This window comes from Haloparvum sedimenti, from assembly GCF_001462205.1.
Classification (GTDB): Archaea; Halobacteriota; Halobacteria; order Halobacteriales; family Haloferacaceae; genus Haloparvum; species Haloparvum sedimenti.
In genome coordinates this window covers 105,551-119,426 of record NZ_LKIR01000127.1, presented here as the reverse complement: position 1 = coordinate 119,426, position 13,876 = coordinate 105,551, and the positions used below count along the sequence as shown (strand labels likewise).

General features: G+C 70.8%; 15 protein-coding genes and 1 pseudogene. 9 read left to right on the top strand and 7 right to left on the bottom strand.

Annotation, left to right across the window (positions count from 1 at the left end):
• Positions 1-36: 36 nt before the first annotated feature.
• The 3 genes from hflX to AN233_RS10695 all read right to left on the bottom strand — a co-directional run bounded on the left by hflX (position 37) and on the right by AN233_RS10695 (position 2,548).
• Complete coding sequence (hflX, locus tag AN233_RS10705) at positions 37-1,350, bottom strand: GTPase HflX (RefSeq protein ID WP_058366773.1); 1,314 nt, start codon at positions 1,348-1,350, stop codon at positions 37-39.
• The gene (locus tag AN233_RS10700; RefSeq protein WP_080508433.1) at positions 1,347-1,703 is read right to left on the bottom strand and encodes a DUF2209 family protein; all 357 of its coding nucleotides are present in this window, start codon (positions 1,701-1,703) and stop codon (positions 1,347-1,349) included. Before AN233_RS10700 ends, hflX begins: the two co-directional genes overlap by 4 nt.
• Before the next feature lie 119 nt (positions 1,704-1,822).
• A complete protein-coding gene (locus AN233_RS10695; RefSeq protein ID WP_058366772.1) occupies positions 1,823-2,548 on the bottom strand; it encodes a ribosome assembly factor SBDS in 726 nt (241 codons plus the stop codon).
• A gap of 124 nt (positions 2,549-2,672) precedes the next feature.
• On the opposite strand from AN233_RS10695, the gene AN233_RS10690 reads away from it, so the two are divergent.
• Positions 2,673-3,332, top strand: a complete 660-nt coding sequence (locus tag AN233_RS10690) for an O-methyltransferase (protein WP_058366771.1) — start codon at positions 2,673-2,675, stop codon at positions 3,330-3,332.
• A 36-nt stretch (positions 3,333-3,368) separates the two neighbouring features.
• Here the strand turns inward: AN233_RS10690 and AN233_RS10685 are convergent, their stop codons facing one another.
• Entirely contained in the window at positions 3,369-4,169 is an 801-nt protein-coding gene (locus AN233_RS10685) for a creatininase family protein (RefSeq protein ID WP_058366770.1), read from the bottom strand.
• A gap of 111 nt (positions 4,170-4,280) precedes the next feature.
• Positions 4,281-5,918, bottom strand: coding sequence for a spermidine synthase (locus AN233_RS10680; protein ID WP_058366769.1), 1,638 nt, complete (start codon positions 5,916-5,918; stop codon positions 4,281-4,283).
• 128 nt (positions 5,919-6,046) lie between these two features.
• On the opposite strand from AN233_RS10680, the gene AN233_RS10675 reads away from it, so the two are divergent.
• The 3 genes from AN233_RS10675 to AN233_RS10665 all read left to right on the top strand — a co-directional run bounded on the left by AN233_RS10675 (position 6,047) and on the right by AN233_RS10665 (position 8,165).
• On the top strand, positions 6,047-6,454 hold the full coding sequence (locus tag AN233_RS10675; protein ID WP_058366768.1) for a nascent polypeptide-associated complex protein: 408 nt from the start codon (positions 6,047-6,049) through the stop codon (positions 6,452-6,454).
• Positions 6,451-7,191: a methyltransferase domain-containing protein gene (locus AN233_RS10670; RefSeq protein WP_058366767.1), complete on the top strand. Its 741-nt coding sequence runs from the start codon at positions 6,451-6,453 to the stop codon at positions 7,189-7,191. The genes AN233_RS10675 and AN233_RS10670 overlap by 4 nt, the downstream gene beginning before the upstream one ends.
• Positions 7,192-7,280: 89 nt before the next feature.
• Positions 7,281-8,165, top strand: coding sequence for a transcriptional regulator TbsP domain-containing protein (locus tag AN233_RS10665; RefSeq protein ID WP_058366766.1), 885 nt, complete (start codon positions 7,281-7,283; stop codon positions 8,163-8,165).
• Positions 8,166-8,259: 94 nt separating this feature from the next.
• Here the strand turns inward: AN233_RS10665 and AN233_RS10660 are convergent, their stop codons facing one another.
• Positions 8,260-8,586 carry a transcription factor S gene (locus AN233_RS10660; RefSeq protein ID WP_058366765.1) on the bottom strand — a complete coding sequence of 109 codons (327 nt, stop codon included), beginning with the start codon at positions 8,584-8,586 and terminating at the stop codon, positions 8,260-8,262.
• A 225-nt stretch (positions 8,587-8,811) separates the two neighbouring features.
• Between AN233_RS10660 and AN233_RS10655 the strand changes: the two genes are divergently transcribed.
• The 4 genes and pseudogenes from AN233_RS10655 to AN233_RS10640 all read left to right on the top strand — a co-directional run bounded on the left by AN233_RS10655 (position 8,812) and on the right by AN233_RS10640 (position 11,194).
• A complete protein-coding gene (locus tag AN233_RS10655) occupies positions 8,812-9,645 on the top strand; it encodes an MBL fold metallo-hydrolase (protein ID WP_058366764.1) in 834 nt (277 codons plus the stop codon).
• Between the two features lie 65 nt (positions 9,646-9,710).
• A pseudogene (locus AN233_RS10650) lies at positions 9,711-9,995 on the top strand (DUF5779 family protein); the annotation flags it as partial.
• Positions 9,996-10,059: 64 nt separating this feature from the next.
• Positions 10,060-10,764 (top strand): hypothetical protein, encoded by a 705-nt coding sequence (locus tag AN233_RS10645; protein WP_058366762.1) that lies wholly within the window; start codon positions 10,060-10,062, stop codon positions 10,762-10,764.
• 1 nt (position 10,765) lies between these two features.
• Positions 10,766-11,194 carry a hypothetical protein gene (locus AN233_RS10640; RefSeq protein WP_058366761.1) on the top strand — a complete coding sequence of 143 codons (429 nt, stop codon included), beginning with the start codon at positions 10,766-10,768 and terminating at the stop codon, positions 11,192-11,194.
• Positions 11,195-11,220: 26 nt separating this feature from the next.
• Here AN233_RS10640 and AN233_RS18245 read toward each other — a convergent pair whose 3' ends face one another.
• Positions 11,221-11,355: a DUF7128 family protein gene (locus AN233_RS18245; protein WP_058366760.1), complete on the bottom strand. Its 135-nt coding sequence runs from the start codon at positions 11,353-11,355 to the stop codon at positions 11,221-11,223.
• 107 nt (positions 11,356-11,462) lie between these two features.
• Here AN233_RS18245 and AN233_RS10630 point away from each other — a divergent pair, with 107 nt between their 5' ends.
• A complete protein-coding gene (locus tag AN233_RS10630; RefSeq protein WP_058366759.1) occupies positions 11,463-13,751 on the top strand; it encodes an AAA family ATPase in 2,289 nt (762 codons plus the stop codon).
• Positions 13,752-13,876 lie beyond the last annotated feature (125 nt).

The following is a 13,876-nucleotide window of genomic DNA, read 5'->3' as shown; positions in this document are numbered from 1 at the left end:
TAGGCCGACCGGAGTGGGGACGTGGTTCCGGCGGCCTCAGGCGGACTCGGCCGGCTCCGCGGCGTCCAACTCCGCCGCCTTCGAGCGGGCCCGCGAGACGACCGTCGGCCGCGCGTCGAAGGTGACAGTCACCTGGTCGCCGGCGTACGCCTCCTCCTCGACGTGGCCGTGGTCGTGGATCCACGAGACGACGCTCATCGCGTCGTCGGAAAGCGGGAGGACGAGCCGCTCGGTCCGCCACTCCGGCAGCTCGGCCTCGACGCGGTCGCGGAGGGCGGCGACGCCCTCGCCGGTCTTGGCGGAGACCGCTTCCGGGTTCGGTGCCAGCGCCGAGAGGGCGGCGCGCTTCTCGTCGAGTTCCTCGTCGGTCAGGCGGTCGACCTTGTTGAACACCGTCACGACGGGCGCCTCGTTGCGCTCGTAGAGCGTGTCGTGGCACGTCACGAGCTTCTCGCGCATCTCCTCGACCGGCTCGCTGGCGTCGACCACGAGCAGGACGAGGTCGGCGCGGTACACCGAGTCGAGCGTCGACTCGAACGACTCCACCAGCCAGTGGGGGAGGTCCGAGATGAACCCGACCGTGTCCGTCAGGAGCACGTCGCGGCGGTCCATCTCCGCGCGGCGCGTGGTCGTTCCGAGGGTGGTGAACAGGTCGTCCTCGGACTCCGCGGTCGTCTCCAGGTCAGGGTGGCGGTCGACGTTCTCGTCCACGTCGAGTTCGGCCGCGAGCTGGCGCATCAAGGTGGACTTCCCGGCGTACGTGTAGCCGGCGAGCGCCACGAGGTCGAAGCCGGACGCCCGGCGCTGCTCGCGGCGCTGCTGTTCCTTCTCCGCGATGGAGGCGAGTTCGTCGCGGATCTCCGAGATCTGTCGCTTGATGTCGCGCTCGACGCTCTCGTCGTACTCGCCGAGTCCCATGAACCCGGGGCGCTCGTCCCGCTTCGCGAGGGAGGCCTTCGCCTCGGCGCGCGGGAGTTCGTAGCGGAGTTCCGCAAGCTCGACCTGTAGCTGCGCCTTCCGGGTCTGCGCGCGCTGGCCGAATATCTCGAGGATGAGGGTGAACCGGTCGACGACCTCCGCGTCCTCGGGGAGTTCGCCGCCGATGTTGAACGTCTGGTAGGGGCCGACGTCGTTGTCGACGATGACGACTGCGGCGTCCGTCTCCTCGACGAGGGCGGCGAGTTCGTCGACTTTCCCCTCGCCGAACATGTAGGCGGCGTCCTCCTCGCGGGTCTGCGAGAGGCGGCCGACGACCTCGTAGCCGGCGGCGCCGGCGAGCTGCTCGATCTCCGATAGATCCGCGGTCCCCGCGTCGACGCGCTTGGCGACGACTGCACGCTCCCCCGTCATAGCAGGAGGTCGCGAACGGCGTACGCGGCGTGGTGGGCTGCCTGCACTGTTTCACGCTCACCTATGCTCTCGACGTATTTAAACTCAGGCTGGAAGCTCAGCCCGACCACGTCGGCCGGTTCCTCGTAGAACTCGCCGCGCTCGGAGACGACGGGGCCCTCGGGCGGTTCGGGGAGGTCGCCGACCGCCTCCGCGACGAGCGCGAGCGTCGCCTCCAGCGTCGGCCCCTCGCGGACGGTGGCGAAGCCCATCCCCTCGACGGAGCGGATCCGCGTGCTGTCGATCCGTGCGTGGACCGCGGCCGCGACCATCAGGTACTCCCCGTTCTCCTCGTGACGGCCGCTGATGTCCACGCCGACGACTTCAGGAATGGGTCGGCGTCACCCCGTTGGCGCGCGCTGACCCGCCGAGCGGCTCGTCGCGCGAGCGGCCGGCGGCGCGTGCGATATCGCGGTCGTGGCCGGACACGGGATCACCGCGTGCTGAGCTCGTCTTTGTCCTTGACGACGCGCGCGTCGCCCTCGCCGGAGGTGAGCTCGTTGACCTTGTCGTAGAGGTCGTTCTGGAGCCCGGCGGGGAACGTGAGGACGCCCACCCACGAGCCGTCGTTCTGCCACTCCTCACGCTCCAGGTCGCCGAACGATCGGATCTGCGCCTGACCGGACCCGGCGTACTCCGGCGGAAGCCGCACCGCCATCGTCACCTCCTCGAAGCGGATGGGGATGACGGGACGGAGCGCGTCGAGCGCGTCGTCGATCTGGTTCTCGACCGGCTCCATCGGGTCGACGGTGAAGCCGGCCTCCTCGAGCGCGCGCTCGATGCGCTCGGGCGGGTGCGGCGAGTTGTCCATCTGGGGGTTCACCGCGTTCCGCGCGATGGTGTTGATGAGCTTTTTCCGCTTCTGCTCCTGCATCTCCTCGCGCTGCTCGGACGTTATCTGGATCTCGCCGTCCTGGACCACTCGCGGGATTATCTCCATCGGGTCGGTCGTCCCGAACACCTCCTCCAAGTCCTCCTCGGCCGGTCGGTCGCCGCGCGAGGCGTTTTCGAAGACGTCCTCGGCCGCGATCACGTCCTCTAGGTCACCGTCGAACTCGCCGCGTTTCATCGCCAGCGCCGCGTCGGGGTCGATCAGGACCTCGAAGCGCTCGCCGTGCGACTCGAGCCGGGCGGTAACGGCCTCGTCGAGTGAGATCATACCTCCTGCTACCGCCCGCGGACTTAAAAAGTCCACCGCGAGCGCGCCGCGACGGACGGCTGATCCCGGCCGCGGGCGCACTCCGGCGGTCACCTTTAACAGCGCCGGCGCCGGAGCGCGACCCATGGACGTGCTCCCCGACCACACCGAACGCTTTCTCGCGGCGACCGCGCAGTCGCACACGGACGTGCAGGCCGAGATGGCCGATCTGGCGGCCGATCAGGGGTTCCCGATCATCGGGCCGGCCGCGGGCGGGGTCCTCCGCACGCTCGCGCGACTGACCGACGCGGCGACCGTCTTCGAGTTCGGTTCGGGCTTCGGCTACTCCGCCTCCTGGTTCGTCCGCGGCGGCGCCGACCGCGTCGTCTGCACCGAGTTCGACGCCGACGAGGCTGAGACGGGCGCGAACTTCATGGTCGAGGCCGGGTGGGACGACCGCGTGACGTTCGCGGTCGGCGACGCGCTGGAGACCGTCGCGGACTACGACGGCCCCTTCGACGCCGTCCTGATCGACAACGAGAAACACCGCTACGTCGAGGCGTTCGAGGCGACGAAACCCCGGCTCGCGGACGGTGGCGTCGTCGTCGCCGACAACATGATGGAAGGGCCCATCGACCTCGGCGACCTGTTGGCGTACGTCGAAGAGGGCGTGGCGCTCCCGCCGGGAGACAAGGAGACGCGGGGGATCGCCGAGTACATCGATACCGTCCGCGCGGACGACGCCTTCGAGACGGTGCTGTTGCCGGTGGGATCGGGCATCGCCGTCTCCACGCACGTCGGCTGAAGCGGTCCTTTTCGATCCGTGAGCTGCGGAGCCGACCTACCGCTCCCGGCGGCTCCCCGGTTGCGGGTCGACGTGCGGTTCCGGGAGCAGGTCCTCGATCCGCTGCGCGTCGAGCCACTCCAGCAGCTGCACCAGCTGGTCCGCCGCGGCCTCGAACAGCTCCGCGGCCTTCTCCGGGGTCACGTCGGTCGGGTCGCCGAACGCGCCGTTTCGCGAGTTGTCGGCCGCGTCGTAGTAGGTGCGTGCGCCGTGGACGACCGTCTCGGCGTCCCGCAGGTTCACGAGCCCCTCGTCGCGCGCTTCCTCGAGTTTCTCCTCCCGGACGAGTTCCGGCGCGATGTGAGTGATCATCGCGGTCTCCTTCGGGCCGGCGTGGGGGCCGTTGCGCTCGAAGAGGTCGTTCACGAGGCCCGGGATCGACTCGTCCCACATCCACTCGACCGCGTACACCTCGCCGTCCTTGTAGAGCCGGCGGCCGACCTCGCGGAGGTGCTCGACGTTGCCGCCGTGGGCGTTGACGTAGACGACGCGGTCGACCCCGTGGTACGCGAGGTTGCGCGTGAAGCTCTCGACGTAGTCGCGGAACTCGGGCGGGTCGACCCACATCGTCCCGTGGAACTGTCGGTGGTGCGGGCTGACGCCGATATTTATCGTCGGCGTCCGGAGGAAGCCCGTCCGGTCGGCCGCGGCCGCCGCGAGCGCCTCCGCGATCAGATGGTCGGTGGCCAGCGGCAGGTGCGGACCGTGCTGTTCGGTCGAGCCGAGCGGAACGACCGCGACCGACTCCTCGGCGACGTACGAGCCGAGTTCGGGCCACGTCCGATCTGCGAGGTACATATCGCCACCTCGACGCGCCGGGTGTTGAAACCGCGGGGTCCCGCCCCCGGTTCAGAAATGGCGCCGGGACCGACCGCGGGTTCAGAAATGGAAGCGGAACCGACCGCGGGTTCAGAAACGCCCGTCGGCAACGGCGACCGGGGCGAGGGAAGCCCGGTCGGCGACCCGCGGTCGCGGTGTCGACTGGTCGTCCTCGTCGTCGGCTTCGCGTTCCTCGATCACGTATCGCTGGCCGGCCATCGGCTCCAGCAGCGCGTCCACGGGGGCGTACTCGTCGGTCAACACCGGCACGTCGCCGGGGTCCTCCTCGGCGCGGTAGTTGCTGATCTCCTCGGAGAGATCGAGACCGATCTCCCGGCGCTCGTTGCGCTCGCGGAGGGCCGCCTGGCTCACGCGGTCACCGTCCTTCGTCGCGACGAGTTCGATGTTCTGGACCACGCCGGGACCGGCGGTCGGGAAGGCGTACACCTGCGGGAACACCTCGTTCATGGTCGCGTACTCGGCGCGGTAAAACCGCGAGGCGGGACCGCTCGGCGCGGAGATCAGGTTCGCGACCAGGATTCCGTCCTCGGAGAGTCGGTCGCTCGTCAGGGCCATGAACTCCCGCGTGGTGAGGTGGAACGGCACCTTGTCCTTCTTGTAGGCGTCGAGGACGATCAGGTCGTAGGTGTGGTTCGTCTCGCGGAGGAACTCCCGGCCGTCGCCCTCGTGGATCCGGAGGTCCTCGGACTCCTCGACCGCGAAGTACTCCTTCGCCACGTCGACGACGGCCGGGTCGATCTCGACCACGTCGACGGTTGCGTCGTACTCCGCGGCGAACCGCTTGGGGCCGGAGAACCCCCCGCCGCCGACGAACAGCACGCGGTCGATGTCGTCGGGGTCGTCCGCGAACAGGTACGGCAGATGGAAGTAGCGGGTGTAGTCGAAGACGTGTCGCGTCGGGTCCGAGCGGTCCATCGCGCTGTGGCGCTCGCCGTCGAGGTACAGCGTCCGCGTCTCGGCGCCGTCGACGACCTGCAGTTCCTGGTAGGCGGTCTCCTCATCGTGGATCACCTGCCCGGCGGGAGAGACGCCGACCGATCCGCTTCCGAGCGCGGCCAGCAGAATCACCAGCGCGCCGGCGACGGACAGCACGGAGTCTCGAGACGGCGCGGGGACCACCAGCAGGGCCGCGGTCGCGACGAGGAGGGCGCCGAACGCGAAGCCGATGGCGTCGACGCCGAGCGCGGGTATCAGGAAGTACGTCGTCCCGAACGCGCCGACGATGCTGCCCACGGTGCCGAGCGCGTAGACGTGGCCCGAGGCCTCGCCGATCCCCTCCTTGTCGATCAGCTCGGCGCCGTAGGGGCTGATGAACCCGAGCAGGTACGTCGGCGGACCGAACAGCAGCACGACCGCGGGCAGCGACGCCGCGCGGCTCGGCAGCGGGAGCGGGACCGTCGAGCGAACGAGCAGGTCGCCCGCGAACACCAGCAGGGCGACCCAGAGGGCCGTCCCGAGCAGGAGCCGAGCCAGTCCGGCCGCGCTCGCCTCCCGCGCCGCGAGCCGGCCGCCGCGGTGGTAACCCGCCGCCAGCGCCGCGAGGAACACGCCGATGATCGTCCCCCACGTGTAGATGCTGCTTCCGAACTGGGGGGCGACGACGCGGCCCGCGAGGATCTCCAGGCCCATGCTCGCGACGCCGGAGACGAACACCGCGACCTCGGGCTTGCTGACGTTCCGGTAGGCGGAGGACCCCGAGGGTGTCATCGTCGGAGGTGACGGCCCGACGGTGTTAAGCGTTGTCGCGGTTCTCCGACCGCGGCCGGCACGGGGCGCTGCCCCCTCGGCAGCGCCCTTCGTCACCCTTTTTGTACCGTGCGGACGAACGGACGCGTATGTTCGGAGGCGGCGGGATGAACCCGCGCAAGATGAAGCAGATGATGAAGCAGATGGGCATCGACGTGACCGAGATCGATGCCGAGGAGGTCGTCGTCCGCACGGACGAGGAGGACCTCGTCTTCGACGCCCCGCAGGTGACGCGCATGGACGCGCAGGGGCAGATGACCTACCAGATCGTCGGCGAACCCGAGAGCGTCGAGGCCGGCACCGGCGGCTCCGGGAGCGGCGGCCAGTCCGCCATCGAGGGCGGCGACGGGACGGACGACGAGGAGAGCGGCCTGGAGATCCCCGACGACGACGTCCACATCGTCGCGGAGCGAGCGGGCGTCTCCGAGGAGGACGCCATCGAGGCGCTGGAGGCCGAAGAGGGCGACCTCGCGGCAGCCATCGCGCGACTGGAGTGACCGACGCCGCCTATCTGCTGGTCCACGCGGACCGGGAGTACCTGCTGGAGCCGGGCGAGGAGTTCGGCACCGACCTCGGCGTGCTCGAGGTCCCCGAGGACGTGGAGGCGGGCGACACCGTCGAGACGCACCTGGGCGAGACGTTCGAGGTCCGCGAGCTTCGCGGCCCCGATCTGTTCGACCACCTCGAACGCACCGGGGCGCCGATGATGCCGCGCGACATCGGCCTACTGATCGGGCACACCGGCGCCTCGGCGGGCGACCGCGTGCTCGACGCCGGCACCGGCACCGGCATCCTCTCGGCGCACCTCGGGCGCATCGGCGCCGACGTGACTACCTACGAGAAGGACCCCGACTTCGCGGACGTTGCCCGCGAGAACATGCGGATCGCCGGCGTCGAGGACCGCGTCGACGTGCGGACCGGCGACCTCGCGGAGGAGGTCGACGCGCTGGCCGAGGGCGAGGGGTTCGACCTCCTGACGCTCGACACCGCGGACGCGCCCGCGGTCGTGGAGCGCGCGGCCGACCTACTCGTCCCCGGCGGCTTTCTCGCCGTCTACTCGCCGTTCGTCGAGGGGACGCGCGACGCTGCCCTCGCGGCCCGGGAGGCGGACCTCGAGGGCGTCGAGACGCTGGAGACGATCCAGCGCGAGATGGACTTCTCCGACCGCGGCTCCCGTCCCTCGACGGCCGGCGTGGGGCACACGGGCTACCTGCTTTTCGCCCGCCGTCCCTGACCCGCCGGGCGGTCCGGAACGGCTCGGCTGCGCTCCGTCGGTGCCGCGGTGGGGGGAAAGATTATCTTCGCTCCGTGACAGGAACGCCCATGACCGTTCCCGAGGGCATCGTGGCCGCGCTCCGGGGCCGGCACGCGGTCGTAGCGACGGGCATCGACGAGCGACTGCTCCGGGCGGTCGTCGGAGCGATCCCCGACGACGGCGACGCGGACGCGAACGGAGTCGGGGGGCCGGGCGAGGCTCCCTGGCGCGTCGCCCTGCGTCCGGCCGCCGCCGGGGGCGTCGCCGACGAGTTCGTCCTGTCGACCCGACTTCAGGGGCTTCGGGACGCGGGAGCGCTCGACCTTCGCGTCGGCGCGGCGACCGATCCCGCCGTCTTCTCGACCGCAGGCACGGCGTTTGCGGTCGCCGGCCCGACCGCGGAGCCGACGCTGCTGTCCGACGGCGAGCCAGCGGCGCCGCTGCGCGAGGCGGCGCTGGAGCGGGTCGACGCCGCCGAACCGTTCGAGAGGCTCGGACCGTCCCGAAGGACGCTCCGAGAGAGCGCCCGTGAGGACCTCTCCGCCGCGTTCGCTGCGGAGTTCGACGCGGCGCTTCGGGGCGCTGATCGACTTGATCGCGGAACGGACGCGAACGTCCTGACGCTGTCGCTGGCGGTGGGCGCGCGCACCGACCACCTGTTCGCGGACGTGCGCGAGTGGGCCGAGCGCGCGGGGATCGTCGCCCGCGAACAGTTCATCGCACCGCGGGACGCGCTCGTCGACCGAGGGATCGTGAAGACGATCAAAGTCCCCGGCGGCCGGGGGCACCCACACTCGCGGCTGCGCGTCGCCGACGCGGCGCTCGCCGACTGCGCGCCGGCGGAGCTGGTGGAGACGCTCTCGGAACGGCTCGCGGACGACGACCGCGGGGCTGTGGGCGACGGCGGGACCGGTGACGCGGAGTCCGGCCGAACCCCGGTCTGGCGACGGTGAGAGCGCGGAGACGGAGTTCGGAGCGGTGAGAACGCGAGACGGAATCCGGAGAAAAACGGTGCGGACGTGGGATGGGGCCGTCCGATCTCCTGATTCAGTGGTCGTCCTCGCGCCACTTGTGCTCGCACTCGGTGCAGACGAAGAACCGCGTCTCGGACTCGTCGGCCGATCGGATCTGCTGCATGTACCAGTAGGCGCGGTCGTTACCGCACTCCGGGCAGTGGGCGGTCGTCGTCGGGAGGCCCTTGTCCTCGACGTCGCTGGTGTCGATTATCTCCGAGGCCTCCTGTCCCTGGGTCGTCTCCATCGCTTCCTCCGCCTCCGGGTCGCGGCCCTTCTCGTAGCCGCAGGAATCGCAGACCCAGTGGTCTTCGCCCTCTCCGGCCTTCATCATCGATCCGCACTCGTCGCAGAATTCCATGTCCGACCTAACCGGGGTTTCGTACTTAAGAGTCGGGATCCGAACCGCCGCGAGAGCCCTCGACGGTGCGGTTCCGTGTGGCGGTCTCGGTCGTCTTCGTCACGTCGCGCTGCCGGGGTCTAACGCCCTATCGCCACGTCGCGTAGCCGGGGTCGTAGCGCCTCTCGGTCGCGCTTCGTCGCCGACTCCGCAACGGTTAGGGGACCGCCGCGTCCAGATACGGACATGCCCGCTTCAGACTGGGGCGACTGGCTGCCGCGCGCCGTCGCGGAGGCCGACCCCGACACCGTCGCGCTGTGGTACCTCGGCTGCAACGGCTTCGCTATCAAGGGCTCGGAGGGGACCGTCCTCTGGATCGACCCCTACGTCGGCCTCGGCGATCCGCCGCGGACGGTCCGGATGATCCCGGTCCCGTTCGACCCCGAGGACGTGGAGACCGCGGACGCGGTGCTGGCGACCCACGAGCACACCGACCACGTCCACGGCCCCTCGCAGGCGCCAATCCTCGCGAACACCGACTGCGACCTGATCGCGCCCGACGACTCGCTCGCGGTCGCGCGCCAGGAGGAACACTGGACCGACGAGTGGGACGTGAGCGACGAGCAGTTCCTCGAGGTGACCGAGGGCGACAGCCTCCGCGTCGGCGAGTTCTCGATCGACGTGGTGGAGACGCAGGACGCGGACGCCGCGCACCCGGTCGGCTACGTCATCGAACACGAGTCCGGCACGATCTTCCACGGCGGGGACACGAAGCCCTCGCCGTCGTTCGCGGGACTGGCCGAGTCGTACGACATCGACCTGGGCATCCTCGCGTTCGGCACCGTCGGGAACGTCCCCGACAAGGAGACCGGCGAGCCGGTCAGGACGAAGTGGTACAGCGACGAGAACGAGATCGTCGAGGCGGCCAGCGACCTCGAACTCGACCGCCTGCTCCCGACTCACTGGGACATGTGGAAGGGGCTCACCGCGGACCCGACCGCGCTCCACAGCCACGCCGCGAGCTTCGAGCACCCGCGGAGGCTGGAGATCGCGGAGATCGGCGACCGGGTCGACCTCTAGTCCGGTCCGTGCCGAGAACCGCCGCGTGGGGGAACCCTTTTCTCGCCTCCCGCGGACGCTCGGGTATGAGCGAGTGGGACCTCGACCTGCGTCACGCGGAGGACCAGCTGGAGGAGGCCGGAGGGTCGGGCAGCGTCGTCCTCGGCGTGCTCGACGGCAGCACCGACCCCGAGGAGTGGGTCCGCAACGTCGAGTACGGCAACGTGCTCGTGCTCTCCATCGAGGGCGACCTCAACGAGCTCGCGGCCGGGTTCGCCCGCCAGATACGCGACATGGGCGGCGAGCTGATGCACTTCCGTGGCTTTCTGGTCGTGACGCCGCCATCGGTCGACATCGACAGCGACCGGCTCTGATCGGGGCGCCGGCTGCGTCCACCGGCCGGGGTTTATCCGGGAGCGACCCCAACTTTCGGCAATGAGTTTCAAGGGCTCCGGCACGACGGCCGTGCAACCGATCGACCGTTACGAGGGCGGGGTCGGCTGGATCGCGTATCCGGACGAGGAGATGGAACGCGCCAGCCACGCCGTCGCGGTACACAACGAGGAGTCCGACACGGGCGAGCCCGACGTGTGGGTGTTCGATCCCGTCGACGGCGAGGGCGTCGACGACCTACTCGCGGAGTTGGGAACCGTCGCGGGCGTCGTGCTCGGGCTCGACAGACACAAGCGAGACGCCGCGGCGGTCGCACGGAGACACGATGTCGCCGTCCACATCCCCGAGTGGATGACCGGCGTTCAGGCGGACCTCGACGCGCCGGTCGAGCAGTTCGGCGGCCGCCTCGCGGACACCGGGTTCCGAACCCTCCAAGTCCGCAACTCGTCGATCCCGCCGTGGCAGGAGGCGGCCTTCTTCGACGGCGAGACGCTGATCGTTCCCGAGGCGGTCGGCACCGCCTCGTTCTTCCGGGTCGAGGGAGAGCGACTGGGCGTCCACCCGATGTTGCGCGTCGTCCCGCCGCGGACGGTCCTCGGCGGACTTGACCCCGATCGCATTCTCGTCGGCCACGGCGAGGGGATTCACGAGAACGCTGCCGAGGCGCTCCGGGAGGCCCTCTCCGGCTCCCGCCGGTCCGCCCCGCGGCTGTACGCGAAGACCGTGCGGTCGCTCCTGGGGGTCTGAGGTGGTCCACGTCACCGCGGACCTGCTCGCGGTCCTGCTGGAGGACGCCGCCGATGCCGCCCCCGGCTCCGTCAGCATCCGGCTCACGCCGACGCCCGCGGGGGAGTTCGACGCCGCCCAGCCCGAAGTCGCGGACCTCGACCCCTCGACGCCCGTTCTCACGCACTTTCGGCTCGCGGCCGCCGGAAACACCGTCTCCTCCATCTTCGGCGTGGAGATCGGCACGCCCGCGGACGGGGGCGGCGCGCGGTTCGTCTCGCACCCCGACGGCGACGCGACGCTGACCGAGGCGGACGACCTCGCTGCGGTCGTACTCGTCGCCGTCCCACCGTGGAGGCCGGAGGACGTGACGGCCTACGACCGCGCGGGAGAAGAACTGGACCTGACCGTCGTCGACGCGGCGCCGCCGGAAGAATCGGTTCCGGAGTGACGCCCCCGGCGGTCGCCCGCGAGCGCTTACTGCAGGTAGTCGGGATCCTCGCCGTCGCAGGCCTGCTCGTGGTCCGCGGCGTCCTGTCGCTCCCCGAACAGCATGCCGCAGCCCTCGCAGGCGTACCACGTCGAACCATTTCTCTTGGTGGTTGTGACCATGGATCATGCTGCGCCCTCAGTGGCCTTGAGCCTATCCCACGTCACGGCGGCCGATCCGGCACGGAGACCGGGCAAGCGTAAAGTCCCGTCCGAGGGAACCGAAGGGCATGAGCGACACAGAGGGCATCGAACTCACGGTCCGCGCGGCCGAGAAGCGCGACGCCGGGCGGGGGATCGCCCGCCTCCCGGACGCGGCCCGGCAGCGCCTCGGCGTCCTGAGCGGCGACACCGTCCGCATCGAGGGCGACCGCGCCACCGTGGCGAAGGTCTGGCCCGGCGGCGCGTCCGCCGACGAGGGGGGCGTCCTCGTGGACGCCGACACGCGCGCGAACGCCGGCGTGAAGGTCGGCGACACCGTCCGCGTCACCGCCGTCGAGGTGAACGACGCGACCGCCGTCACCCTCCGCGCGCCCGACGCGCTCGCGACCGTCGACGTGAGCCGCGACCGCGTCGAGGAGGTGCTCGCGCGCGATCTCCGCGACCGCCCGCTCCGCGAGGGCGAGTCGGTCCACGTCGAGCGACTCGGAGGCCTCCGGTTCTCCGTCGCGGACACCAGCCCCGAGGGGACGGTTCGGGTGACCGACAGGACCGACGTGCGCGTCGTCGGTGCGGAGCGCGGCGGCACGGGCGACGGCGAACCGAGCGCGTCCTCGCCGCCCGCGACGGGAGCCGACCGTCCCGGATCTCCGCCGGACGGAGGGACGGCGGACGGTCGCGGCGGGGGCGGCGGCGCGGCGACCGGTCCGTCCGAGCCCGCGACCGGGTCGGCCGGGTCGGCCGGGTCCGGCGACCGCACGGACGAGGAGCGCGTCGGCGCCACCTACGAGGACATCGGCGGGCTCGACGAGGAGCTGGAGCTCGTCCGCGAGACCATCGAACTGCCGCTCTCGGAGCCGGAGGTGTTCGCCCGGCTCGGCATCGACCCGCCGAAGGGCGTCCTGCTGCACGGGCCGCCGGGGACCGGCAAGACGCTCATCGCGCGCGCGGTCGCCAACGAGGTCGACGCCGCGTTCTTCACCGTCGACGGGCCGGAGATCACCAGCAAGTACAAGGGCGAAAGCGAGGAGCGCCTCCGCGAGGTGTTCGACCGCGCGGCCGAGAGCGCGCCCGCGATCGTCTTCTTCGACGAGATCGACTCGATCGCCGGCAAGCGCGACGACGCCGGCGACCTGGAGAACCGGGTCGTCGGCCAGCTGCTCTCGCTGATGGACGGGCTGGACGCCCGCGAGGACGTGATCGTCATCGGCGCGACCAACCGCGTCGACAGCCTCGACCCCGCGCTGCGGAGAGGCGGGCGCTTCGACCGCGAGATCGAGATCGGCGTCCCCGGCGAGGCCGGCCGCCGGCAGATCCTCGACGTGCACACGCGTCGGATGCCGTTGGCGGAGGACGTGGACCTCGACCGGCTCGCGGCCCGCACCCACGGCTTCGTCGGCGCCGACCTGGAGAGCCTCGCACAGGAGGCCGCGTTGACCGCGCTCAGGCGCGTTCGACAGAAAGACGCGCAGGCGGACCTGGCGGGCATCGAGGTGACGCGCGCGGACTTCGAGTCGGCCCACGCGGCGGTCGAGCCGAGCGCGATGCGCGAGCACGTCGCGGAGACGCCGGAGACGGACTTCTCGGACGTGGGCGGGCTCGCCGAGGCCAAGCACAAGCTCCAGCGCGCGGTGACGTGGCCGCTCTCGTACGGCCCGCTGTTCGAGGCCGCGAACGCCGCGCCGCCGACGGGGATCCTGCTGTACGGACCGCCCGGGACCGGCAAGACGCTCCTCGCGCGCGCCATCGCGGGCGAGTCGGGCGTCAACTTCGTACAGGTCGCCGGACCCGAACTGCTGGACCGCTACGTCGGCGAGTCAGAGAAGGCAGTTCGCGAGGTGTTCGAGCGCGCCCGACAGGCCGCGCCGACGATCCTCTTCTTCGACGAGATCGACGCCGTCGCGACCGACCGCGACCGCGGCGGCGACTCCGGCGTTGGCGAGCGCGTCGTCTCGCAGCTGTTGACGGAGCTCGACCGCGCCGCCGACAACCCGAACGTCGTCGTGCTGGCGGCGACGAATCGCCGCGACGCACTCGACCCGGCGCTGACCAGACCCGGCCGCCTCGAGACCCACGTCGAGGTGCCGAACCCGGACCGCGAGGCGCGCCGGAAGATCCTCGACGTTCACACGCGGGAGAAGCCCCTCGCCGAGAACGTGGACCTCGACCGGTTAGCCGCCGAGACGGAGGGCTACTCGGGCGCCGAGTTGACCGCGGTCGTCCGGGAGGCCGCCCTGCTGGCGATCCAGGACGTGACCGACGAGCACGGCGAGGCGGCCAACGAGCACGCCGACGCGGTGCGCATCCGCGAGGACCACTTTGAACGGGCGGTCGAGACGGTGGAGACCAGCCGGCGCTAACCGAGAGCCCTCGCCCGATTCATCTCCATCAGCACCTCCGGCTGCACTCACGGCGGGAGTCGCTCGTTATTCCTGAAAAACGTCTGGGGGAGTGCGGTGCGGTTGCGGTCGCGTTGCGGTGCTGT

Coding starts and splice junctions, on each gene's coding strand:
- hflX (WP_058366773.1), bottom strand. CDS start 1,350: ATGACGGGGGAGCGTGCAGTCGTCGCCAAGCGCGTCGACGCGGGGACC.
- AN233_RS10695 (WP_058366772.1), bottom strand. CDS start 2,548: ATGATCTCACTCGACGAGGCCGTTACCGCCCGGCTCGAGTCGCACGGC.
- AN233_RS10690 (WP_058366771.1), top strand. CDS start 2,673: ATGGACGTGCTCCCCGACCACACCGAACGCTTTCTCGCGGCGACCGCG.
- AN233_RS10685 (WP_058366770.1), bottom strand. CDS start 4,169: ATGTACCTCGCAGATCGGACGTGGCCCGAACTCGGCTCGTACGTCGCC.
- AN233_RS10680 (WP_058366769.1), bottom strand. CDS start 5,918: ATGACACCCTCGGGGTCCTCCGCCTACCGGAACGTCAGCAAGCCCGAG.
- AN233_RS10675 (WP_058366768.1), top strand. CDS start 6,047: ATGTTCGGAGGCGGCGGGATGAACCCGCGCAAGATGAAGCAGATGATG.
- AN233_RS10665 (WP_058366766.1), top strand. CDS start 7,281: ATGACCGTTCCCGAGGGCATCGTGGCCGCGCTCCGGGGCCGGCACGCG.
- AN233_RS10660 (WP_058366765.1), bottom strand. CDS start 8,586: ATGGAATTCTGCGACGAGTGCGGATCGATGATGAAGGCCGGAGAGGGC.
- AN233_RS10655 (WP_058366764.1), top strand. CDS start 8,812: ATGCCCGCTTCAGACTGGGGCGACTGGCTGCCGCGCGCCGTCGCGGAG.
- AN233_RS10645 (WP_058366762.1), top strand. CDS start 10,060: ATGAGTTTCAAGGGCTCCGGCACGACGGCCGTGCAACCGATCGACCGT.
- AN233_RS18245 (WP_058366760.1), bottom strand. CDS start 11,355: ATGGTCACAACCACCAAGAGAAATGGTTCGACGTGGTACGCCTGCGAG.
- AN233_RS10630 (WP_058366759.1), top strand. CDS start 11,463: ATGAGCGACACAGAGGGCATCGAACTCACGGTCCGCGCGGCCGAGAAG.